Raw genomic sequence first — 20,980 nt, 5'->3', positions numbered from 1 at the left:
ACGGCATGCCCGAGTTCGTGCCGCTCGCCGAGAGCATCGTCGACGCCATCCTGGAGAGTGATCCCGGGCTGGCCACCTACGCCGGTGACCACCGCTTCGACGACCGTCTGCCCGACTTGTCGCCCGGCGCCGCCCAGGCCCGCGTGGCCATGCTGCGCGACGCGACCGACGCCCTCGCCGGGGTCGACGCCGACGCGCTGGCCCCGGAGGACCAGGTCGACCACGCCATGCTCAGCGCCATCGCCGAGCGGGGGTTGTTCGAGCTGAGCGACGTCCGCGAGCACGAGTGGAACCCGTTTGCGCACAACCCCGGCCCGCTGGTGCACGCGCTGGTGTCCCGTGACTTCGCGCCGGCCGAGGAACGGCTGACCAGTCTCGCGGGCCGGCTCGCCGCCGTCCCCGACGCGCTGGCCACCGCGCGCGCGATGTTGCGCGACGTGCCCCGCATCCACGCCGAGACGGCGATCGGCCAGTTCGCCGGCACCGCCGCGCTGATCCGCGACGAGCTACCCGCGCTCGTCGAGCAGGCCCCCGGTCTGCGCGCCGCCGTCGAGTCCTCGTCCGCCGCCGCCCTCGACGCGCTGTCCGAGTTCGACGGCTGGCTACGCGCCCTGGTCGACAGCGGCGAGCCCGGCCGCGATCCGCGCCTCGGCCGCCGGCTGTGGGAGGCCCGCCTGTGGCACACGCTCGACACCGAGCTGCCCGCCGCCGAGGTCCTGTCCCGCGCCCGGGCCAATGTCGAGAGCGTCGGTGAGCGCCTGCGCGCGGCCGCGGCCGAGCTGACCGGCGGTCCGGCCACCGACGAGACGGTGCGCCGGGCCCTCGACGAGCTGGGCGCGCGGCACCCGTCCGACGACACCGTGGTCGATCTGGCCCGGGCCACGATGGACGAGGCCACCGCGTTCGTCCGCAAGCACGACGTCGTCACCCTCCTCGACGACCCGTACGTGATCGAGGAGATGCCCGAGTTCGCCCGGGGCGTGGCCGTCGCCTACTGCGATCCGCCCGGTCCGCTCGAGACGGCCGACGTGCCCACCTTCTACTGCATCGCCCCGACCCCGGCCGACTGGTCCGCCGAGCGGGTCGAGTCGTTCTACCGCGAATACAACGACTACATGCTGCGCAACCTCACGGTCCACGAGGCGATGCCCGGCCACTTCCTCCAGCTGGCCCACAGCCGCCGCTTCCGGGCCGCGACGCGCGTGCGGGCCCTGGGCTGGTCCGGTCCGTTCGTCGAGGGCTGGGCCGTCTACGCCGAGGAGGCCCTGGCCGATCTGGGTTTCGGCGGCCTTCCCGTACGCCTCCAGCAGCTCAAGATGCAGCTGCGGATGAGCCTCAACGCCATCATCGACCAGCTCGTCCACTGCGAGGATCTGCCCGAGCAGGAGGCCATGGCCCTGATGACCGGCCCCGGCTTCCAGGAGGAGGGCGAGGCCGCCGGCAAGTGGCGCCGGGCCCTGCTGACGTCCACCCAGCTCTCCACCTACTTCGTCGGCTACACCGAGGTGGCCGCCATCGCCGCCGCCCGCCCCTTCGGCGCCACCCCCAAGGCCTGGCACGACGCCATGCTGGCCCACGGCTCCCCGCCTCCCCGCCACCTCCGCACCCTCCTCGGCGTCTGAGGCCGGTCCGGGCGCCCGTCCCGACGTCCGAGCCGGGGTCGGCGCCTCGCTGAGCGACGCCGCCTGGGTCGCCGCGTCGCTGGATGCGCTCGCGGGCTCGGTCGCCGCGTCGCTGGATGCGCTCGCGGGCTCGCGGTCGGAGACTGCGGGAGTGACGGGACTGTTCGCGGCGCGGCCGTCGTGGCGCGACGCTCCTGAAGCGCTGCGCTCGGCCGTGGCGCAAGCGTGCGGCTCACCGGTGCTGGGCAGCCGGGACCTGCACGGCGGGATGTCGCCCGGCCCGGCGGGGGTGCTGCGGCTCGCCGACGGGCGGCAGGTCTTCGTCAAGGCTGTGTCACGCGAGGCGAGCATCGCGTCGCATCGGTTCTATCGGCAGGAGGCGACCGCTCTGAGCGTGATGCCCTCCGAGGCGCCCGCCCCGAAACTGCTCGCCCGGATCGAGGTCGACGGCTGGTGCGCTCTGGTGATGTCGCTCGCCGAGGGCGGACCGGCCGGGCCTCCGTGGACGTCCGACGGCGTCGCCCTGGTGGCCGCGGCCTGCGAGCACATCGGCCGGCTACCGGCCCCCGCCGGGGTGCCGCCCATCGGCGACCTGCTCACCGACCTCGACGGATGGCAACGGCTGGCCGACGGCGACCCGGGCCGGCTCGATCGCTGGGAGCGGCGGCACGCCGAGGCCCTCGCCGGTCTGGCCGCGGGCTGGCCGGCCTGGACGACCGGGACGGCGCTCGTCCATCAGGACATCCGGGCCGACAACGCCGTCGTGGACCCGCGAGCCGGCCGCGCGGTCCTGGTCGACTGGAGCTTCGCCTGCTCGGGCGCGGGCTGGCTGGACCGGGCCCGCCTGGCCGCCGACGTCGTCGGCACCGGCCACCGCGACGGCCCGGCGGCCGCCCTGCGAACGGCCACCGGCCTCCTCGGCGCCCTGCCCGCCGACGCTCCCGGCTTCGTGGCCGCCCTGGCCGGCATGTGGCGCTACCGCTCGACGCTGCCCGCCCCACCCGGCCACCCCACCCTGCGCCCGTGGCAACGCGAACGGTCCCGCCTCCTCCGCCCGCTCCTCACCACGCTGATCTGAAGCGTCTGACCACAGCGGGGTGCACCCACAGCCCGGCCGTTCCCCCGGCGCCACGCTGTTTTCGGTGCTCAGCCGCCGAGTTCGGTCTTGCGGCGTAGCAGGGCGGCCCGGATGCGTAGCGCGTGCGTGAGGTTGGCTGCCGCGCCCACGCCGAGTGCGCCGACGACCACGACCAGCCACGCCGGCACGGTCGGGGCCACCACGAAGGACCCGGCCGCGACCACCGCCCACGCCACCAGCCCGAACCAGCCCGCGACCACCCGGTCCCGGGCGAACAGCGGCGTCCGCCGGGTGACCGCCCACCCGCCGACCGCTGCCCAGCCCACCCCGATGGCCATCAGCACTCCGAACGACACCCGGGTCCGCGCGGGCAGTCCCGGCTCGGTGGCCCACAGCACCCCGATCAGCGCGCTCCCGGCCGATCCGAGCAGGGCCACCCCGACGTACGCGAGACGCCGGCGCGAGGAGAGCCGGGCGCCGAGCCGGTCGAGCACCTCCTCCGGCGTCATGTTTCGTACCCCTTTCGCAGCAACCGGTCCGGCTGCCGCAGCCGGGGCAGTCCTCGGAAGACCCCGAGCCACACCTCCTGCACCACGTCGTCGTCGGCCCGGCCGAGCATCCGCCCGACGTAGCGCTCCACCCGGCCGTGCCAGGCCCGCACCAGCTCGGCGAAGGCTTCCCGCTCACCGAGCTGCCACCGGACCACCAGCAATTCGTCGCTCATCCGCCCTCCTCGCCCTCTTCAGTCGCGCCGGACCGGCTGAAGGTTCGCGGCGGGTGAAAGGGGAGGAGCGGGTGACGGAGAACGTGGCCGAACTCAACTCACGCGCGAACGCGGCGGAGGCCGGGCGCGAGGCAGGCTGCTACTTCGCCGTCCGGTCGACCAGTTCGGTGCCGGTGGGCAGCACGAACGCGTCCGGCGGGAGGTCGTCGGCGTAGGCGGTCAGGGCCTGCTCGATGCGCTCGCCGTCGACCGTGGCCGTGAAGCTGGCCAGGACGCCTTCGTTGGTGACGCACAGGTCGAACGACGGAGCCGGTGTGCCGTTGACCTGGCTCAGCGTGAGACAGGTGGCGTGGCGGCCGGCGATCGTGGTGTCGTGCTGCTCGGTCTCGACCACCGGGTCGAGGGCCGCCGTCGCCAGCATCTCTTGGACGGCCTCCGGGGAGACCAGCGGCGCCTGGGCCAGCGACGCGGCGGCCGCGGGGTCGGTGCGGTCGGAGGTGCACGTGGAGCCGGCGCAACGGATCGTCACGGTGTTCGTGGTGATCAGGCGGCCGCCCGGATAGACGTACGCCGCCCGGGCCGGACGCTGGGCCCGGCTCACGGTCGCCGTCTCGCCGCCGGTCACCTGATATTTCGCCGTGTACGTGAGCGTCGACCCGGCGGCCAGCTGATCGGCCGTCTCGGTGATCAGGTTGTCGCCGGCCAGGGGAGCGGCGCTGGCCTCTTCCAGATCGCCGCAGCCGGCCGTGCCGAGCAGCGCCGCGCTCGCGACCGCGAGGGCAGCGAGCGTCAGGCGCGTAACAGGAGGCACGCCTGACACCTAAGCCCATGCCCGCAACCGGAGGCAAACCAGTTATGGCCGGGTCGCCCGGGAGCGTTCCCTCAACTGCTGCGTGAAGATGTAGCGACGGATGATCCGGGCCTGGTGCTCGTCGGTCGTGGTGAAGATGGCGACCAGCTCGACGATCAGCGGTCCCCGGCGCGGGATCTGCTGCCGCACCGAGCTCACCTTGACTGCTCGCGCCGGGAACTCCACCACCTCGTCACCGACTTGAATACGCAGCGTGACCTCGTCGCCGGATTGCACCTCCACGTCGGTGAAGTGGGCCCGCACCGCCCCTTCGCTCAGGTCGTGGATCTTTCCCTCGGCGGCCGCCTGCCCGGGCAGCAGCAGCACGATCGGTTCGCCGCCGCCCCCGCGGACGTAGTCGCGGCTCTGCTCGATCGCGGGCTCGCCGGCGTATCGCACCTCCACGCGGTTCCCGTCGATCGCGGCCACGTTGCCCGCGACGGCGTACCGGCCGCGCGGCGCGGCGGCCCAGCGCAGCGTCACTTCCGCGTTCGCCGGCGGGAGGTCGTCCAGGGCCAGCGACAGCGTGATCATCGCGTCCGTGGCCTGGACGACGCGTACATCGGGCAGCGTTTCGCCGTACGAGGTCATCTCGATGTACGACCCGTCAGCGGGAAGCATGGGTGTGCTCATAGTGACGGAGTCATCGGCAAACTCTGCCCGTACCTGAGATGAAACCCCAGGGCAGCCGTACGGGCGCCAGCGCGGGTCGATACGCTCATTGCCGTGGTCGGCCGCAGGGTCGCGGTCGGTGAACTGCAGCCTCGAGAGGTGAACGCAGCTTCCTCAAGAGGCGAACTGCAGCCTCGAAAACGTGAACTGCAGCTTTAACGTAAGGGAGCGACACGACACATGGCCACCATCGAAGCGATCGTCGCCCGCGAGATTCTCGACTCCCGGGGCAACCCGACCGTCGAGGTCGAGGTCGGGCTGGACGACGGCACGGTCGGCCGCGCGGCGGTGCCTTCGGGCGCCTCCACCGGCGCGTTCGAGGCGATCGAACTGCGCGACGGCGACAAGAGCCGCTACCTGGGCAAGGGCGTCGAGAACGCGGTCTCGAACGTCGAAGACAAGATCGCCGACGAGCTCGTCGGCTACGAGGCCAGCGAGCAGCGCCTGATCGACCAGAAGATGCTCGACCTGGACGGCACCGCCGACAAGTCGGAGCTGGGCGCCAACGCGATCCTGGGGGTTTCCCTCGCGGTGGCCAAGGCGGCCGCGCTGAGCGCGGAGCTGCCGCTGTTCCGCTACGTCGGTGGCCCCAACGCCGCCCTCCTGCCGGTGCCGATGATGAACATCCTCAACGGTGGCGCCCACGCCGACTCGAACGTCGACGTGCAGGAGTTCATGATCGCGCCGATCGGCGCCCCGAGCTTCCGTGAGGCTCTGCGCACCGGCGCCGAGGTCTACCACGCGCTCAAGTCGGTGCTGAAGAAGAAGGGCCTCTCGACGGGCCTGGGCGACGAGGGCGGCTTCGCCCCCAGCCTGCCGTCCAACGCGAGCGCCCTCGACCTGATCGCCGAGGCCGTGCAGGCGGCCGGCTTCACCCTGGGCACCGACATCGTGCTGGCCATGGACGTCGCCGCGACCGAGTTCCACAAGGACGGCTCGTACGTCTTCGAGGGCAGCCCGAAGTCGACCGACGAGATGATCGCCTACTACGCCAAGCTCGCCGCCGAGTACCCGATCGTCTCGATCGAGGACCCGCTGGACGAGGAGGACTGGGCCGGCTGGAGCGCGATGACCGCCGAGCTCGGCAACAAGATCCAGATCGTCGGCGACGACCTGTTCGTCACCAACCCGACCCGCATCGGCCGGGGCATCGCCGAGAGCGCGGCCAACGCCGTGCTCGTCAAGGTCAACCAGATCGGCTCGCTGACCGAGACGCTCGACGCCGTCGACCTGGCCCACCGGGCCGGCTTCAAGACGATGATGAGCCACCGCTCCGGCGAGACCGAGGACACCACGATCGCCGACCTGGCCGTCGCGGTGGGCAGCGGCCAGATCAAGACCGGCGCCCCGGCGCGGTCCGACCGGGTCGCCAAGTACAACCAGCTTCTGCGCATCGAGGAGCAGCTGGAGGGCGCGGCCCGGTACGCCGGGGCGGGCGCTTTCCCGCGTTACCGCACGGCGTGACGAGCGCTCGCTAGATCATGGAGTTGTGGCGCCCGCCGGAACGGGCATAGGTTTCGAGCGGGCGCCACAGCACGTGACGGAGGGGTTGGGGTGACACAGCGACGAGCACCGAGCGGTCAGGGCCCGGCCCGCCGCCCCGCGTCGTCGCGTGCCCGCGCCACCGGAGCAGTCCGCAACACGGGAGCGGTCCGCAACACCGGGGCGGTCCGCGGCAGCCGGACCGTACGGAACACGGGCTCGGTCCCCAAGACCACGCGGACCCGCCGGACGGTCAGCGGTGGCCGGGTGGCCACCAAGCGCACCGTCGCCCCGCGTCCGCGGGCGCTGACCGGCCGGGCGATGGTCGTGATCGTCGTCCTCGTCGCGCTCGCCCTGGCGTACACGTATCCTCTCCGGCTCTATCTCGCCCAGGAATCGCAGATCACCCAGCTCGAGGCCGACCAGGCCCGCGAGCGGGAGCTCATCGCGCAGAAATCGCAGGAGCTGCAGAAGTGGCGGGACCCGGAGTATCTGCGGGCCCAGGCCCGCGAGAAGCTCTTCTACGTCCGGGACGGCGAGGTCGTCCTCGTCGTGCTGAACGACCCGGCCGGCGCGGCCACCGAGGCCGGTCGCCGGCCACCGGCGGCCGCACCCGACCGCTGGTACGACACGCTGTGGGGCAGTGTCCGGGCCGCCGACGCCGAGCCCGCCAACTAGCGCAGAGCCCACCGAACAGACGTAGAGCCGACCAACCAGCTGTGTCCACAACCCTCGGTATGGATCAGCCCCCCCAGCGGCGGAGAACCGAAGTCACCTATGAATGAGCCGGACCAGGCCGACCTCGAGATCGTGGAGGCCCAGCTCGGGCGTCGCCCCCGGGGCACCCGCGCGGTCGCGCACCGCTGCCCCTGCGGCAACCCGGACGTCGTGGAGACGTCGCCCCGCCTCGACGACGGCACACCGTTCCCGACGCTTTTCTATCTGACCTGCCCGCACGCGACCGCCGCGTGCAGCCGGCTCGAGTCGGCCGGCGTCATGCGCGACATGCAGGAGCGGCTGAGCACCGACCCCGAGCTGGCCGCGCGGTACGCCGGCGCCACCGAGGACTACCTCACCCGTCGCAAGGCGATCGAGGACGTGCCGGAGATCGCGCACGTCGCCGCCGGCGGCATGCCCGATCGAGTGAAATGCCTGCATGTCCACCTCGGGCACGCGCTCGCTGTGGGCCGGGGCGTGAATCCTTTCGGGGACGAGGTCCGGGACGCCGTGGAACCATGGTGGGCCGAGGGCCCATGCGTGAAAAAGGCTGACTAGTGGAGATTCGCCGCGCCCGGACCAGGGACGTCCGGGCGATCCGGGACCTGGTCGACGCGTACACGTCCGACGGCCGGCTGCTGAGCAAGGCGACCGTCACCCTGTACGAGTCGGTGCAGGAGTTCTGGGTGGCGGTGGACGACCGCGACCGGGTCTACGGCTGTGGCGCCCTGCACGTGATGTGGGAGGACCTGGCCGAGATCCGGACGGTCGCGGTCGATCCCGCCTGCCGCGGCCAGAAGATCGGTCACCGCATCGTCGAGCGTCTCCTCGACGTGGCCCGCGAGCTCGGGGTGGCCCGGGTCTTCTGCCTGACGTTCGAGACCCGCTTCTTCGGCTCGTTCGGGTTCACCGAGATCGACGGCGCTCCCGTCCCGCACCTCGTCTACGAGCAACTTCTCCGGTCGTACGACGAGGGTGTCGCGGAATTCCTCGGACTGGAACGGGTCAAGCCCAACACGCTGGGGAACACGAGAATGCTGCTGCACCTGTGAGGACGCGATGACCAGGGTCGCCGGGATCGACTGCGGGACGAACTCGATCCGTCTGCTGATCGCCGACATCGTCGACGGCCGGCTGACCGACGTCGCCCGCCGGATGGAGATCGTGCGCCTGGGGGAGGGCGTCGACCGCACGGGCCGCCTCTCCGAGGGCGCGCTGGCCCGTACGCGGAAGGCTCTGCTCGGCTATGCGGCCGAGATCGCCGAGCTCGGCGTGACCCGGGTGCGCATGTGCGCCACCTCGGCCTCGCGCGATGCCGAGAACGCGCAGGAGTTCCGCGACATGGTGCGCGGCGTGCTCGGCATCGACCCTGAGGTGATCACCGGCACCGAGGAGGCGCGGCTGTCCTTCGCCGGCGCCGTCGCCGGTCTCACCGCCGAACGTCCCTACCTGGTCGTCGACATCGGCGGTGGCTCGACCGAGTTCGTCACCGGGTCGGCCGGCGTCGACCACGCCATCTCGATGGACATCGGCTGCGTCCGGATGACCGAGCGTCACCTGCACAGCGATCCGCCCACCGCGGCCGAGATCCACAATGCGGAGCGCGACATCACGGCGGCCGTCGACATCGCTCTCACCGCCGTCCCCGGGCGGGAGGCCAGGACCCTCGTGGGTCTGGCCGGCACGGTCACCACGGTCACCGCCCTGGGGCTCGATCTGCCCGGGTACGACTCCGCGCGCATCCACCACAGCGAAGTGAGCCTCGAGGCCGTGTCCCGGGTGACCGGCGAACTGCTGGCCATGACGGTCGAGCAGCGGCTGGCCCTGCCGGTGATGCACCCGGGCCGGGCCGACGTCATCGGCGCCGGCGCGCTGATCCTGCGCACCGTCCTCGAGCGCTCCGGCCACCCGTCGGTGGTCGCCTCCGAACACGACATCCTCGACGGCATCGCTTACAGCCTCGCCTGATCGCCCCGTTCGCGGGCTTCGTCCATCGAGACCTGGCAGTACTTCGCTCTTGACGGTATTTCGCATTGCGCACTACTGTCCATCGCGTGGATACCACCCAGCTGCTCAAGGGTGTCCTGGACCTGGCCGTGCTCGCCGCCCTGCGCGACGGGGACGGCTACGGCTACGACATCCTTCGCCGCCTGCGCGCGGCCGGGCTCGACGAGGTCGGCGACGCCTCGGTCTACGGCACCCTGCGGCGCCTGTTCGCCGGCGGCTTCCTGAACACCTATGTGGTACCCAGCGACGAGGGCCCCCACCGCAAGTACTACGGCCTCAACGCCGCCGGCCACGCCGAGTTGCAGCGGTCGGGCAAAGTGTGGCAGGGCTTCGCATCCACCATGGACGATCTGCTTCGCGAGCGGGAGACGGCGTGAACTCCACGGCACAGGACGAGATCACCGAGTACGTCGAGCGTGTCCGCGCGGCGCTGGCCGACCTTCCCGAGGCCACCCGCGCCGAGCTGCTCGAGGACCTGCCCGAGCACCTGGCCGAGATCCGGGCCGAGGACACGGTCACCCTCACCGACCGGCTCGGCAGCCCCGAGGCGTACGCGGCCGAGTTGCGCACCACCGCGGCCGGCTTCGTCGGCGGCTTCCCCGACCCGCCCAAGCGCCGCTTCGATCCCCTGCTGGCGGCCCGCGCCGACGTGCTCCGCGTGCTCGGCCGGGCCGACGTCCGGGTCGGGCCGGTGATCGGCTATGCCAAGGCCAGCGACTTCCTCGTGCTGCTGCGCCCGGCGTGGTGGCTGCTGCGCGGTTACCTGGCCGCGATGGCCCTGGCCTGGTTCCTCGGCGCCCAGTCCCAGGAGATCGGCCTGCTGCCGCGCATCGGCAACAGCACGCTCGTCGCGCTGGTGCTGCTGGCCGGCTGCGTCATCGGCTCGATCGTGCTGGGCCGGCGCAACCTCCGGCTGGGCCGGGGGCCCCGGTACGCGTTCTACGGCGGCACGGCGGTGCTGGTCATCTTCGCGCTGGGCGCCTTCTTCAACGCCGACGACGACGTGCGCAACCCGGGCTACAACGATGTCGGCTACTCCGGCACCAGCAGCGGCGGCGGCAACCCGTACGACTACGTCAACGACGTCTTCGTCTACGACAGCCAGGGCCGCCTGGTGCCCGGCGCGCGCCTGTTCGACCAGGACGGGCAGCCGATCACCATGGGCAACGCCTACTGCGAAGATCCGGACACCGGCGAGACGCAGCACACGCGCAGCATGGGTTATCCGTACTGCCCCGAGGCCGTGCCGTTCGCCTCGCCCGCGCCGACCGCTAAGCCGTCGTTCGCCGACGACGGTGCCCTTCCGACGCCCGGCGAGTCTTCCCCCGCGCCGGCCGCGACCCTCAAGGAGCCCACTCCGGGCAGCGTGTCACCCTCGCGATAGCCCGATCGGGGCAGGGTCGCGCCGCGCCGCGGCGGATCGCTACTGTTCCCCGGGCGACCGGACGAACCCCTCGGCCGGCACTCGAGAGGAACACGCGTGAGCAACCCCGTTCCGCCCCCGGCCGACGCCCAGCCGGGGTATGCCGAGCCGGCCGGCCCACCTCGCTTCCCGCGGGCCGACGACGCCCGGCCGGGCCCGTTCGCCGAGCCGGGAAAGAAGGGTGGCGGCGCCGGCAAGCTGATCACGGGGATCGTCGTCGCGGTCGTCCTGGTGGTCGCCGCGTTCGCGCTCCGGGCGGTGTTCTCCGGTGACGACAACGCCCAGGACGCCAAGGCCGGCGACTGCATCGCCTCCGACAAGGACGTCAAGAACGAGGGCACCACCGAGACCGGCGCGAACGTCGTCGACTGCGGTTCGGCCGAGGCGAAGTTCACCGTCGTGGCCCGCGTCGACGGCGAGTCCTCCCCGCAGAGCAAGGCCTGCGACAAGTTCTTCACGGCCGAAGAGGTCTTCTACGTCTTCGCCAGCGGCGCCGGTGACGGCTACGTCCTGTGCCTGCGGCCCAAGGCCTGACCACCCCCGCCGGACGCGATCCGGGCTGAAGTGGTCTGCTGGCGGGGTGGGAATCACGCGTACGCCCGAAGAGGTCTCCGCCACGGCAGCGCGGGCCGCCTCACTGCCTGTGCTGGAAGCCGACATCGCGGACTGCTTCGCCTGCCCGCGCCTGGTCGCGTGGCGTGAGGAAGTCGCGATCACCAAGCGTGCCGCCTTCCGCGACCAGCACTACTGGGGCCGCCCGATCCCCGGCTTCGGGCCGGCCGACGCCGAGATCGCCGTCCTCGGCCTCGCCCCGGCCGCGCACGGCGGCAACCGCACCGGCCGCATCTTCACCGGCGACCGGTCGGGCGACGTCCTGTTCGCCGCCCTGCACCGCGCGGGACTGGCCAACCAGCCCACCAGCGTCTCGGCCGGCGACGGCCTCGCGGTGACCAACCTGCGCATCTTCGCCGCCGTGCGGTGCGCCCCGCCCGACAACAAACCGTTGCCCGAGGAACGCGACACGTGCGCGCCCTGGCTCCACCGCGAGCTGGAACTCATCCGGCCGACCCTGCGCGTCGTGGTCGCGCTCGGCGCTTTCGCCTGGCAGGCGTGGTGGCCGGCGATGAGAGCGGTGTACGGGATCAAGCCGCCGGTGCCCCGGCCGAAGTTCGGTCACGGGCGGCTCATCAGCCAACCGGGGGCGCCCGATCTGCTGGGGTGCTTCCACGTCAGTCAGCAGAACACCTTCACCGGTAAGCTCACCCCGGCCATGCTCGACGACGTGTTCGCCGAGGCGAAACGGCTGGCTGGTTTGTAGCCTCAGTTCCACCGCCCCCTGTCGTTGTCCGGGGGCGCGGCGGCCGGACAAGAGAGATGGCGATGGACTTCGGGGTGATGCGGCGGTGGTGGCCCCTGGCCGCCGTTCTCGTGCTGCTCTTCGTCACCGCGCTGGCCGCCACCCGGTCCGAGCCGCGGCTCGACCAGATCGCCCGGGACGAGCCGGCCGCGCGGGCGCCGCTGCTCCCGCCCACCGTGACCCCGTCGTTCCAGTCGCCCCCGCCCCCGCCCGAGGCGGCCCGCGGCCTGCCGGACTGGGTCGACAAACTGGCGCTGGTCGTCCTCGCGGTGATCGTCCTGGTCATCGTCGGCCTGCTGATCTACTCCCTCGTGCGCGACCGCCGCCGGCGCTCGGGCAAGAACAAGCGCTCGCGGGGCCGCGCCGACCAGCCGCGCACGGCCGAGGAACTGGTCGCCGCGCTCGACGCCGGCCTCGAGGAGCTCTCCGACACCGACCGCGACCCGCGCCGGGCGGTGATCGCCTGCTGGGTCCGCCTGGAACAGGCCGCCGCCGCGGCCGGCACGCCGCGCCACCCCGGCGACAGCCCGACCGACCTGGTCGGCCGCCTGCTGCGCGAGCAGCGGGTCGACGCCCAGGTCCTCGCCGCGCTGCTCGAGGTCTACCGCCAGGCCCGCTACGCCACGCACACCGTCGACGACCAGATGCGCCGCCAGGCCCGGTCCGCCCTCGAACGGCTGCGGGCCGACCTGGGCGCGGGGGTCGGCGCGTGAGCACCGGCGGGCTCGACGACCTCTTCGGCGGGGGCGACGAGCGGCCTGTCGTCGACGAGCCGCCCGCGGCGCCGGCCCGGCGCTCCTGGGTCGGCTGGGCGCTGCGCAACCTGCTGCTCATCGGGCTGAGCACGGCGGTCGTCGTGGCGGTTCTGCGGGCCGCCGACACCGAGATCTCGATCCTGTTCGTGGTGGCCGCGCTCGCCGGTCTGCGGCTGGTGCTGCTGGCCGTCGCCGAGGTCCGGGCCCCGTCGACGCCCAAGCGCTCCGACCGCCGCGGCAGCTCCGACAACACCGCCGCCACCGACGCGATGCGCGCGGCCGTGCGCCGCTGGGAGCGCAGCCTGGAGCGGGCCCAGGCCGACGAAGATCTGTATGCGCGTAACGTTCTGCCGGTGCTGGCCGAGCTGACCGACGAACGGCTGCGGCTGCGCCACGGGATCACCCGGGCGACCGACCCGCGGCGCGCGCGCGAGCTGCTGGGCGACCCGCTCTGGGCAGCCCTGCACGACCGCGGCCGGCGCAAGCCCAAGCCGCGTGATCTCGAGTCCTACGTGGACGTCCTGGAACGTCTGTGAGCTGGTAAGAACTGTGAGCTGGTAAGAACTGTGAGCTGGTAGGAACTGTGAGCTGGGTACGAACTATGAGAAGGGTGCCATGGTGACGGAGTCAGGCGTGCAGGCCCTCCCCCCGTACGAGGTGGGCCGGCTGGCCGGTGCTGTCCTGGATTCGGTGGGCAGCGTGGTGGTCGGCAAGCGCGACTCGCTCGAGCTGGTGCTGGCCGGCATCCTCGCGGGCGGCCACGTGCTGCTCGAGGACCTGCCCGGTCTGGGCAAGACGCTGACCGCCCGCTGTTTCGCGCAGTCGCTCGGGCTCGACTTCCGCCGGCTGCAGTTCACGCCGGACCTGCTGCCGGCCGACGTGACCGGCTCGTTCCTCTACGACCAGCGCAAGGGCGACTTCGCGTTCCGGGCCGGCCCGGTCTTCACCAACATGCTGCTGGCCGACGAGATCAACCGTACGCCGCCGAAGACCCAGGCCGCGCTGCTCGAGGCGATGCAGGAGAAGCAGGTCTCGGTCGAGGGTGTGACCTACCGCCTCGACCCGCCCTTCCACGTTCTCGCCACGGCCAACCCGATCGAGTACGAGGGCACGTACCCCCTGCCGGAGGCCCAGCTCGACCGTTTCATGCTCCGGGTGTCGTTCGGCTACCCGACCGCCGAGGAGGAGTGGGACGTCCTGCAGCGCCGCATGAGCCGCCGCCAGGAGGAGTCCTTCCTCCAGCCGGTGGTCGACGCGCGCACGCTGCAGGCGATGCAGGCGGCGCTCGAGGAGGTGACGGTGGAGGACTCGATCGGCCGCTACATCGTGTCGCTGACCTCGGCCACCCGCGAGCACGCCTCGGTGCTGGTCGGCTCCTCCCCGCGCGGATCGCTGGCCCTGCTGCTGCTGGCCCGGGCCCGGGCCGTGATGGCCGGCCGGGACTTCGTGGTGCCCGAGGACGTCAAGGACGTGGCCGGGCCGGCGCTGGCCCACCGCATCACGCTGCGCCCCGAGATGTGGCTGCGCCGCGTCGACCCGTCCTTCGTGGTCGACGAGGTCCTGCAGGCCACCCCGGCGCCGGCCAGTGGCGCCCTGCCCACGTACGCCACCGGGCACAGCACGACGTGACCGGGCCCGAGCCGCTGCTGCGCCGTGCCGTGCCGCCGGTCGCGTCGGCCGAGGCGGGCGCGGGCCCGGCCTGGGCGCCGACCCGCGCGCTGGGCCGGGCCGTGCTGCTCACCGGCCTGCTGCTGGTGCTCGGCGTCGCGCTCGGCCGGGTCGACCTGGTGCTGCTCGCGGCGCCCTTCGCGATCGGCACGGCGATCCACCTGCGCCGGATGCCCCGGTCCGCGCCCGAGCTGACGATCGGGGCCGACGAGGAGCTCGTCGTCGAGGGCGGCCAGGTGCAGGCGTCGCTGACCGTCACCAACCCCGACGTCATCCCGTACGACCTGGTGGTCGTTCGCACCCGCACGTCGCGCTGGCTCGAGCTGGAGCACGCCGACCGGCCGTTCGCCCTGCGGGTGGCGTCCGACGGGTGGGCCGCGGTCGACCTCGCGGGCGACGCCCGGCGCTGGGGCCGGCAGGACGTCGGCCCGGCCGCCGCCCGCGTCGCCGCCTGCGGTGGTCTGCTCGCGTGCCGTCCGGTGCTGACCCCCGCGCACGGCGTGCGGGTCTATCCGGTCACCGACCCGTTCAACGCGATCGAGGCCATGCCGGCCGCCGCGGGCCTGGTCGGCGCGCACCGGTCGCGCCGCATGGGGGAGGGCGGCGAGCTCGCGGGGGTGCGCCCCTTCGCGCCGGGCGACCGGCTGCGGCGCATCGACTGGCGGGTCTCGCTGCGCACCCGCGACCTGCACGTCGCCTCGACCCTGTCGGACCGGGACGCCGAGGTGGTGCTGCTGCTCGACGTGCTCGGCGAGGTGGGGCTGTCCGGCGGGGTCGGCGGCAGCGCCTCGGTGCTCGACACGACGGTCCGGGCCGCGGCCGCCATCGCCGAGCACTACCTGCAGCGCGGCGACCGGGTCTCGCTGCTCGAGTTCGGCGCCTCGGCCCGCCGGCTGCGCCCGGCCACCGGCCGCCGGCAATATCTGATCGCCCTGGAATGGCTGCTCGACGTGCGGGCCGACCCGATGGAGCACGAGCACGACTTCGGCGCCCACCACGTGTCGTCCGACGCGCTGGTCATGGTGTTCACGCCGCTGATCGACCCCCGGTCGGCCGACATGCTGGCGCTGCTGGCCCAGGCCGGCCGCTACGTGGTGGCCGTCGACACGCTGCCGGCCGACGCGGCGCCCGAGGTGCGGGGCCCGTGGACGCCGCTGGCCACCCGGCTGTGGCAGCTCGAGCGGGGCAACGTGCTGGGCCGCCTGCGCGAGCACGGCGTGCCGGTCGTCGACTGGGCCGGCGCGGGCAGTCTCGACCTGGTCCTGCGGGACGTCGCCCGGCTCGCCTCGGCGCCCCGGGGGCGATGATGCTGCAGATGATCACCCGGCGGGCCCGGGACGCGCGCCGGACGCTGACCCGGGCGACCGCGCTGCCGTTCCTGGTGCGCTGCGGCATCGCCGTCTGCGGCCTGGTCGCGATGGCCGTGGCCTGGCCGTTCGCGCTGTTCGGCACGCAATACTTCGTCCCCCTGGCGGCGGTCGCCCTCTACCCGGCCTTCGCGCCGCGCGGGCGGGGAGCGACCTTCGCCGCCCTGACCGTGATCGCGGGGTGGCTGGTCGACACCACCCAGGATTCGCCGGTCGTGCTGTGGCGGGTGCTGGCCATCGCGGCGGCGCTCTACCTCGGACACTCGCTGACGGCTCTCGCGGCGGTTCTCCCGTACGACTCGGTGGTCAACATCGACGTCGTGGGTCTGTGGGTGGCCCGCGCGCTGGTCGTGGTCCTGGTCTCGGCGGTACTCACCGTGTTCGCGCTGGGACTCAGCGCCGAACTGGCGGGCGGTCCGTTCCTGGTGGCCACTGTGGTCGGTCTGGCCGGCGCGGCCGGCGCCACGCTGCTCATAGCACGGCTTGTTCATAGACCGTGAAATATCCCGGTAATTTGTGTGTCACAGCACTTGACAAATCGCTTTGGCGTACATCACACCAGGAGGCGCGCGGACCCCGTCACGCGCGACAATGCGAAAGTGAATCCGCAGCGCATCGTCGTCGTAGGTGCAGGGCACGTCGGTCTTTACGCCGCCCTGCGCCTGTCGAAGAAGCTCAACCGGCGCCGGGCCGAGGTCGTTGTCATCGACCCGCAGCCGCACATGACGTACCAGCCGTTCCTCCCCGAGGCAGCGGCCGGCAACATCTCCCCGCGGCACAGCGTCGTGCCGCTCCGCCGCGAGCTCAAGAAGTGTCGCGTGGTGGCCGGTGAGGTCACCAAGGTGGAGCACGCGCGCAAGACGGTGACCATCCAGCCCATCGAGGGCCCGTCCACCGAGATGAGCTACGACCACATCATCGTGGCCCCGGGCTCCGTCTCGCGTACGCTGCCGATCCCCGGACTGAGCGAGCGCGGCATCGGCCTCAAGACCATCGGCGAGGCCATCTACCTGCGTAACCACATTCTCGACCAGCTCGACGTCGCGGCCGTCACGCCCGACCCCGAGGTCCGCGCGGCCGCGCTGACCTTCGTCTTCGTCGGTGGCGGCTTCGCCGGCATCGAGGCCCTGGCCGAGATGGAGGACGTCGTCCGCGACGCCCTGCAGTACTACCCGGAGCTCGACAAGAGCGAGCTCAAGTTCGTCCTGGTCGAGGCGACCAACCGCATCCTCCCCGAGGTCGGCCCCAAGATGGGCGCGTACGCCGCCCGCGAGCTGGCCAAACGCGGCGTCTCGCTGCGCCTGGACACCCGGCTCGAGTCGTGCGTCGACGGCGAGATCGTGCTCTCCGACGGTGACCGGTTCCGCGCCGAGACCCTGGTCTGGACGGCCGGCGTCAAGCCGTCGCCGATGCTCGACCGCACCGATCTGCCCCGCGGCCCCAAGGGCCACGTCAACTGCCTGGCGACCCTCCAGGTGGCCGACAGCGACGGCCAGGTGCTCGACGGCGCGTGGAGTGCCGGCGACTGCGCCCAGGTGCCCGACCTGACCAACCCCGGCGGCTGGTGCTCGCCGAGCGCCCAGCACGCCGTGCGCCAGGCCCGTGTGCTGGCCGACAACATCCGGCAGGTCGTCCTCGGCGGCGAGCCCAAGGAGTACAAGCACAAGTACATCGGCAGTGTCGCCGGTCTGGGCCTGGGCAAGGGTGTCGCGCACGTCTACGGCATCAAGGTCAAGGGCTGGCCCGCCTGGTTCATGCACCGCTCGTACCACGTCAGCCACATTCCGTCGTTCCACCGCAAGGCCCGGGTGGTCGCCGACTGGACCCTCGCGATGCTGTTCAAGCGGGAGACGGTGGCCCTCAACCAGCTGCACGCCCCGCGTGAGGAGTTCACCGAGGTGACCCCGCCGGTGCCCGCCCAGCCGGCCCGCGACACGGTGGCCGCCGGGTCGCGCTGAGGCGGTCTCGGCTCCGGCCTTCCGGGCTTATAAGGTGTCCTGGGAGCGTTACCGCGCACGGTAGCGCCCCGGGCCCGCCCGGGTGGTGGAACGGCAGACACGGCCGCCTTAAAAGCGGCTGCCTCATGCAGGCGTGCGGGTTCGAGACCCGCCCCGGGCACCAGGGACTGCCCCGTTCCGCGTCCCCGTTTCATGTCGACGGCCTTACATTCAGCCTGTTCACAGCTATCCGAGGCTTCGCCGATCAGCCACACGCCGTACGCTGGTAGAGCACGCCAAACGTGCCTCAACCTCAAAGGGAGGCTGGACACAGTGAAGACTTCCAACCCGGTGCTTTCGCGCCTCGGCCAGGCGGCCGAGCGGGAGCGTACGGCCGGGTACGGGGCCTACGGTCCCGCCGGTGCCGCCCCGGGTTACGGTCAGCCGTATCCCGGCGCGTCGGATTACCCCGCCGCTCCGCCCGCCGTCCGGCCCATGACGGTCGACGACGTCGTCGTCAAGACCGTCACCCTGCTCGGCATCACCGGCGTCTCCGCCGTCGTCGCGTGGAATGTGATCCCCGCGTCGTCGACCACCGTCGCCTGGATCGGCGCCGCTGTCATCGGCCTGGTCCTCGGCCTCGTGATCTCGTTCATGCGGATCGCCAACCCCGCGCTGATCGTGGCCTACGCGGTCGTCGAGGGCGTTTTCGTCGGCATGGCCTCCAAGGTCTTCGCGTCGATCGCCGGCTATCAGGGCGTCGTGCTGCAGGCGGTGGTCGCCACCTTCGGCGTCTTCTTCCTGACGGCCTTCCTCTACAAGGCCAAGGTCATCAGGGCCACGCCGAAGTTCCAGCGCGGCATGATCATCGTGATGGGTGGCCTGTTCGCGGTCATCCTGATCAACCTGGTGCTGTCGCTGTTCGGCTTCAACACCGGCCTGCGCGACAACGGCCCGCTGGGCTACCTCTTCAGCGTCATCTGCATCGTGGTGGCCGCCCTGAGCTTCATCCTCAGCTTCAACGAGGTCGAAGAGGGCGTCCGCATGGGCCTGCCGCAGCGCTACTCCTGGGTCGCCGCCTTCGGCATCCTGGTCAGCCTGGTGTGGCTCTACATCGAGATCCTGCGCCTGCTGAGCTTCCTGCAAGGCGGGGACGACTAGTTCTCCTCACGAAAAGCGCCCGGCCCGTCCTCCGACGGGCCGGGCGCTCTTCTTTACGCTGGGCGCCATGACCGATTTCGCCACGTCGATGGACCGCCTGCTCAACCAGGTACGGGTCTGGGAACAGCCGCGCTGGCAGACCGACGGTCGCAACGACCGGGCGTACGCCCTGGTCCAGCTCCTGGCCGACCTCGGAGCCGACGCCGAGGGCCACCCTCGCCGCCCGGTCCCCCGCGAACACGACCTGATCCTCCCCGATCAGCTGCGCGTGGTCGCCGACGACCTCCTCGCGGCCAAGCCGCCCGCCCCGGTCCTCGAAGAGGCGGCCGCAGCCGTCGACGACCTCCGCCAGACGATCAACCGCAGCTGAGCCTCCCGCGGTCCTCCCTCTCCACGCCTCGCGATCGCGCAGAAGCCCGACCAGCGACCCCGGCACTGCCCTGGCCAGCCTGCGCGGCCCAAGGCTCGAAACTGACTCTGCCAAGCGTGGCCGCATGGTTCGAAACTGCCGCCGAACGTGGCCGACCGCCTGCAAGTGATTCCGCCGGGAGCGGCCGATGGCCGGAAAGTGGCTTTGCTCTACGTGGCCGGCGTCCGGAAGTGGCTTTGCTCAGCGTGGCCGGTGGCCTGTAAGTCGCCTCGCTTGGCCGTGGCCGATGGCCGGAAGCGGCTCTGCTCCGCGTGGCCTATGCCCCGGAGGTGACTTGGACGAGCGTGGCCGCCGGTCTGGAAACGACTCCGCCGAGCCCGGCCGCTCGTGGCAGACCGGACCCGGCGGGAACCCGTGGGGCGTCGAGCCGTGTCTCAGCTCAGCCGTTCGATGATCAACGCCATGCCCTGACCGCCGCCGACGCACATCGTCTCCAGGCCGATGCTCTTGTCGTGCCAGTCGAGCGAGTTGAGCAGCGTGCCGGTCATGCGGGCGCCGGTCGAGCCGAACGGGTGGCCGATGGCGATCGCGCCGCCGTTCACGTTCAGCTTCTCGATCGGGATGCCCAGGTCCTGGTACGAGGGGATGACCTGCGCCGCGAACGCCTCGTTGATCTCGACCAGGTCGACGTCGCCGATGCTCATGCCGGCCCGCTTGAGCGCCTGCTTCGACGCCTCGACCGGGCCGAGGCCCATGATCTCGGGGCTGAGCGCGGTCACCCCGGTCGAGATGATCCGGGCCAGCGGGGTGATGCCCAGCTCGCGGGCCTTGGTGTCACTCATGATCACCACGGCCGCGGCGCCGTCGTTCAGCGGGCAGCAGTTGCCGGCGGTGACCCGTCCGTCCGGGCGAAACACGGGCTTGAGCTGCGAGACGGCCTCGAGCGTGACACCGGGGCGGGGGCCGTCGTCCTGCGACACGACCGTGCCGTCCGGCAGCGTCACGGGGGTGATCTCGCGCCCCCAGAAGCCGTTGGCGATCGCCTTCTCGGCCAGGTTCTGGCTGCGTACGCCGAACTCGTCCATCTCCTCGCGGCTGACACCCTTGATCTGCGCGAGGTTCTCGGCGGTCTGCCCCATGGCGATGTAGATGTCGGGCAGACCGTCGTCGTCGCGGGGGTCGTGCCAGGTCTGGCCGCCCTCGGCGTACTTGGCGGTGCGGGCCCGGGCCTCGTCGTACTTCGGGTTCTCCCAGCCGCCGCCGACCAGCGCCTGCGCCTCGGTGGGCAGGCCGTCGGAGCTGCCCCGGGCATACCGGGAGACGGTCTCGACACCGGCCGAGACGAAGATGTCACCCTCGCCGGCCTTGATCGCGTGGAACGCCATCCGGGTGGTCTGCAGCGAGGATGAGCAGTAGCGGGTCACGGTCGCGCCCGGCAGACCGTCCAGCCCGAGCTGGGTGGCGACCACGCGGGCCATGTTGAAGCCCTGCTCACCGCCGGGAAGCCCGCAACCGAGGTACAGATCCTCGATCAGGGTGCGGTCGAGCTGCGGCACCTTGGACAGCGCGGCGTCGATGATGGTGGTGGCGAGGTCGTCGGGACGCAGGTCCCGCAGGGATCCCTTGGCTGCACGGCCGATGGGGGATCGGGCGGTGGCGACGATGACAGCTTCCGGCATGGCCCCAATTTAACCGGCGGGTAACTTAGCCGGAAGTACAACTTCGTCACACACACGTCATGTTCGACTACGAATCCGTCATGGCCTTCCGGCCGACCGCCAGCCTCACCT

General features: G+C 71.9%; 24 protein-coding genes and 1 tRNA gene. 20 read left to right on the top strand and 5 right to left on the bottom strand.

Annotation, left to right across the window (positions count from 1 at the left end):
- The first annotated feature begins 5 nt into the window (after positions 1-5).
- The gene (locus HJC40_RS12790) at positions 6-1,622 is read left to right on the top strand and encodes a DUF885 domain-containing protein (RefSeq protein WP_250001142.1); all 1,617 of its coding nucleotides are present in this window, start codon (positions 6-8) and stop codon (positions 1,620-1,622) included.
- 151 nt (positions 1,623-1,773) lie between these two features.
- Positions 1,774-2,700, top strand: a complete 927-nt coding sequence (locus HJC40_RS12785; RefSeq protein WP_250001140.1) for a phosphotransferase — start codon at positions 1,774-1,776, stop codon at positions 2,698-2,700.
- Positions 2,701-2,768: 68 nt separating this feature from the next.
- On the opposite strand, the gene HJC40_RS12780 is transcribed toward HJC40_RS12785, so the two are convergent.
- From HJC40_RS12780 to HJC40_RS12765, 4 genes are all read right to left on the bottom strand, one after another.
- Positions 2,769-3,209 (bottom strand): hypothetical protein, encoded by a 441-nt coding sequence (locus HJC40_RS12780; RefSeq protein WP_250001139.1) that lies wholly within the window; start codon positions 3,207-3,209, stop codon positions 2,769-2,771.
- Positions 3,206-3,424: an RNA polymerase sigma factor gene (locus tag HJC40_RS12775; protein ID WP_250001138.1), complete on the bottom strand. Its 219-nt coding sequence runs from the start codon at positions 3,422-3,424 to the stop codon at positions 3,206-3,208. Before HJC40_RS12775 ends, HJC40_RS12780 begins: the two co-directional genes overlap by 4 nt.
- 139 nt (positions 3,425-3,563) lie before the next feature.
- On the bottom strand, positions 3,564-4,235 hold the full coding sequence (locus HJC40_RS12770) for a hypothetical protein (RefSeq protein WP_250001137.1): 672 nt from the start codon (positions 4,233-4,235) through the stop codon (positions 3,564-3,566).
- Between the two features lie 42 nt (positions 4,236-4,277).
- On the bottom strand, positions 4,278-4,895 hold the full coding sequence (locus HJC40_RS12765) for a PilZ domain-containing protein (protein WP_250001135.1): 618 nt from the start codon (positions 4,893-4,895) through the stop codon (positions 4,278-4,280).
- A gap of 231 nt (positions 4,896-5,126) precedes the next feature.
- Between HJC40_RS12765 and eno the strand changes: the two genes are divergently transcribed.
- The 18 genes from eno (at position 5,127) to HJC40_RS12675 (ending at position 19,190) form a co-directional block, all read left to right on the top strand.
- The gene (eno, locus tag HJC40_RS12760) at positions 5,127-6,410 is read left to right on the top strand and encodes a phosphopyruvate hydratase (RefSeq protein ID WP_250001134.1); all 1,284 of its coding nucleotides are present in this window, start codon (positions 5,127-5,129) and stop codon (positions 6,408-6,410) included.
- Positions 6,411-6,500: 90 nt separating this feature from the next.
- Positions 6,501-7,106 (top strand): septum formation initiator family protein, encoded by a 606-nt coding sequence (locus tag HJC40_RS12755; protein WP_250001133.1) that lies wholly within the window; start codon positions 6,501-6,503, stop codon positions 7,104-7,106.
- Between the two features lie 99 nt (positions 7,107-7,205).
- Positions 7,206-7,703, top strand: coding sequence for a DUF501 domain-containing protein (locus HJC40_RS12750; protein ID WP_250001132.1), 498 nt, complete (start codon positions 7,206-7,208; stop codon positions 7,701-7,703).
- A complete protein-coding gene (locus tag HJC40_RS12745; protein WP_250001130.1) occupies positions 7,703-8,197 on the top strand; it encodes an amino-acid N-acetyltransferase in 495 nt (164 codons plus the stop codon). Before HJC40_RS12750 ends, HJC40_RS12745 begins: the two co-directional genes overlap by 1 nt.
- Positions 8,198-8,204: 7 nt before the next feature.
- Positions 8,205-9,113, top strand: a complete 909-nt coding sequence (locus tag HJC40_RS12740) for a Ppx/GppA phosphatase family protein (protein ID WP_250001129.1) — start codon at positions 8,205-8,207, stop codon at positions 9,111-9,113.
- An 86-nt stretch (positions 9,114-9,199) separates the two neighbouring features.
- A complete protein-coding gene (locus HJC40_RS12735; RefSeq protein ID WP_221376724.1) occupies positions 9,200-9,529 on the top strand; it encodes a PadR family transcriptional regulator in 330 nt (109 codons plus the stop codon).
- Positions 9,526-10,536, top strand: coding sequence for a hypothetical protein (locus HJC40_RS12730; RefSeq protein WP_250001128.1), 1,011 nt, complete (start codon positions 9,526-9,528; stop codon positions 10,534-10,536). Before HJC40_RS12735 ends, HJC40_RS12730 begins: the two co-directional genes overlap by 4 nt.
- A 96-nt stretch (positions 10,537-10,632) precedes the next feature.
- Positions 10,633-11,109 carry a hypothetical protein gene (locus HJC40_RS12725; RefSeq protein ID WP_250001127.1) on the top strand — a complete coding sequence of 159 codons (477 nt, stop codon included), beginning with the start codon at positions 10,633-10,635 and terminating at the stop codon, positions 11,107-11,109.
- Between the two features lie 52 nt (positions 11,110-11,161).
- A complete protein-coding gene (locus HJC40_RS12720) occupies positions 11,162-11,893 on the top strand; it encodes a uracil-DNA glycosylase (protein ID WP_374271775.1) in 732 nt (243 codons plus the stop codon).
- 62 nt (positions 11,894-11,955) lie between these two features.
- Positions 11,956-12,645 carry a DUF4129 domain-containing protein gene (locus tag HJC40_RS12715; protein ID WP_250001126.1) on the top strand — a complete coding sequence of 230 codons (690 nt, stop codon included), beginning with the start codon at positions 11,956-11,958 and terminating at the stop codon, positions 12,643-12,645.
- Complete coding sequence (locus HJC40_RS12710; RefSeq protein WP_250001125.1) at positions 12,642-13,223, top strand: hypothetical protein; 582 nt, start codon at positions 12,642-12,644, stop codon at positions 13,221-13,223. The genes HJC40_RS12715 and HJC40_RS12710 overlap by 4 nt, the downstream gene beginning before the upstream one ends.
- Before the next feature lie 79 nt (positions 13,224-13,302).
- Positions 13,303-14,316 (top strand): MoxR family ATPase, encoded by a 1,014-nt coding sequence (locus HJC40_RS12705; protein ID WP_250001123.1) that lies wholly within the window; start codon positions 13,303-13,305, stop codon positions 14,314-14,316.
- A complete protein-coding gene (locus tag HJC40_RS12700) occupies positions 14,313-15,662 on the top strand; it encodes a DUF58 domain-containing protein (protein WP_374271654.1) in 1,350 nt (449 codons plus the stop codon). The genes HJC40_RS12705 and HJC40_RS12700 overlap by 4 nt, the downstream gene beginning before the upstream one ends.
- An 8-nt stretch (positions 15,663-15,670) precedes the next feature.
- A complete protein-coding gene (locus HJC40_RS12695; RefSeq protein WP_250001122.1) occupies positions 15,671-16,222 on the top strand; it encodes a hypothetical protein in 552 nt (183 codons plus the stop codon).
- A 99-nt stretch (positions 16,223-16,321) separates the two neighbouring features.
- Complete coding sequence (locus tag HJC40_RS12690) at positions 16,322-17,680, top strand: NAD(P)/FAD-dependent oxidoreductase (RefSeq protein WP_250001120.1); 1,359 nt, start codon at positions 16,322-16,324, stop codon at positions 17,678-17,680.
- A 76-nt stretch (positions 17,681-17,756) separates the two neighbouring features.
- Positions 17,757-17,843: transfer RNA gene (locus tag HJC40_RS12685), tRNA-Leu, on the top strand.
- Positions 17,844-17,992: 149 nt separating this feature from the next.
- The gene (locus HJC40_RS12680; RefSeq protein WP_250001119.1) at positions 17,993-18,820 is read left to right on the top strand and encodes a Bax inhibitor-1/YccA family protein; all 828 of its coding nucleotides are present in this window, start codon (positions 17,993-17,995) and stop codon (positions 18,818-18,820) included.
- Positions 18,821-18,887: 67 nt separating this feature from the next.
- On the top strand, positions 18,888-19,190 hold the full coding sequence (locus tag HJC40_RS12675) for a hypothetical protein (RefSeq protein WP_250001118.1): 303 nt from the start codon (positions 18,888-18,890) through the stop codon (positions 19,188-19,190).
- A gap of 434 nt (positions 19,191-19,624) precedes the next feature.
- On the opposite strand, the gene HJC40_RS12670 is transcribed toward HJC40_RS12675, so the two are convergent.
- On the bottom strand, positions 19,625-20,869 hold the full coding sequence (locus tag HJC40_RS12670) for an acetyl-CoA C-acetyltransferase (protein ID WP_250001116.1): 1,245 nt from the start codon (positions 20,867-20,869) through the stop codon (positions 19,625-19,627).
- Positions 20,870-20,980: the final 111 nt, after the last annotated feature.

The organism is Actinoplanes sp. M2I2, from assembly GCF_023544445.1.
Lineage (GTDB): Bacteria > Actinomycetota > Actinomycetes > Mycobacteriales > Micromonosporaceae > Actinoplanes.
This window is presented reverse-complemented; position numbering and strand designations above follow the sequence as displayed.

Bases quoted from the DNA above. Each gene is read 5' to 3' on its own strand.
- HJC40_RS12790 (WP_250001142.1), top strand. From the start codon at position 6: ATGCCCGAGTTCGTGCCGCTCGCCGAGAGCATCGTCGACGCCATCCTG.
- HJC40_RS12780 (WP_250001139.1), bottom strand. From the start codon at position 3,209: ATGACGCCGGAGGAGGTGCTCGACCGGCTCGGCGCCCGGCTCTCCTCG.
- HJC40_RS12775 (WP_250001138.1), bottom strand. From the start codon at position 3,424: ATGAGCGACGAATTGCTGGTGGTCCGGTGGCAGCTCGGTGAGCGGGAA.
- HJC40_RS12765 (WP_250001135.1), bottom strand. From the start codon at position 4,895: ATGCTTCCCGCTGACGGGTCGTACATCGAGATGACCTCGTACGGCGAA.
- eno (WP_250001134.1), top strand. From the start codon at position 5,127: ATGGCCACCATCGAAGCGATCGTCGCCCGCGAGATTCTCGACTCCCGG.
- HJC40_RS12750 (WP_250001132.1), top strand. From the start codon at position 7,206: ATGAATGAGCCGGACCAGGCCGACCTCGAGATCGTGGAGGCCCAGCTC.
- HJC40_RS12740 (WP_250001129.1), top strand. From the start codon at position 8,205: ATGACCAGGGTCGCCGGGATCGACTGCGGGACGAACTCGATCCGTCTG.
- HJC40_RS12715 (WP_250001126.1), top strand. From the start codon at position 11,956: ATGGACTTCGGGGTGATGCGGCGGTGGTGGCCCCTGGCCGCCGTTCTC.
- HJC40_RS12705 (WP_250001123.1), top strand. From the start codon at position 13,303: ATGGTGACGGAGTCAGGCGTGCAGGCCCTCCCCCCGTACGAGGTGGGC.
- HJC40_RS12695 (WP_250001122.1), top strand. From the start codon at position 15,671: ATGATCACCCGGCGGGCCCGGGACGCGCGCCGGACGCTGACCCGGGCG.
- HJC40_RS12675 (WP_250001118.1), top strand. From the start codon at position 18,888: ATGACCGATTTCGCCACGTCGATGGACCGCCTGCTCAACCAGGTACGG.
- HJC40_RS12670 (WP_250001116.1), bottom strand. From the start codon at position 20,869: ATGCCGGAAGCTGTCATCGTCGCCACCGCCCGATCCCCCATCGGCCGT.